The following is a 433-nucleotide window of genomic DNA, read 5'->3' on the forward strand; positions in this document are numbered from 1 at the left end:
GTGTAAAGGCATTAGATAAAGCACAGAAGGTGATGCCTGACATCATACTTCTTGATGTTTTAATGCCTGAGATGGATGGATTCGAGACGTGCCAGAGACTAAAGACTATTCCTGTAACTGCTGATATTCCAATTATCTTTATCAGCTCCTTAACGGATATTAGCGAGAAAGTTAAAGCGTTTAAAAGCGGAGGGGTAGATTATATTTCCAAACCTTTTCTACGTGAAGAGATTTTAGCCAGAGTAGAAACACATCTAAAATTGCATAATTTACAAAAGTATTTTGAAGAAAGGGTAAAAGAAGAAGTAGAGAAAAACAGATTAAAAGATCAGCTCATTAATAAACAATCCCGTCATATAGCAATGGGTGAGCTGTTGGTTAATATTGCTCATCATTGGCGACAGCCCATAAACAGCATAGGTGTCATAGTCCA

Annotated in this window: 1 protein-coding gene; it reads left to right on the forward strand. The window is 37.0% G+C overall.

Features of this window, described 5'->3' with window-relative positions:
• Window positions 1-433 (forward strand): response regulator (locus HQK88_08605; protein MBF0616862.1); only part of this gene is annotated, 433 nt, incomplete at both ends.

This window comes from Nitrospirota bacterium (assembly GCA_015233895.1).
In the GTDB taxonomy this organism is placed as follows: domain Bacteria; phylum Nitrospirota; class Thermodesulfovibrionia; order Thermodesulfovibrionales; family Magnetobacteriaceae; genus Magnetomonas.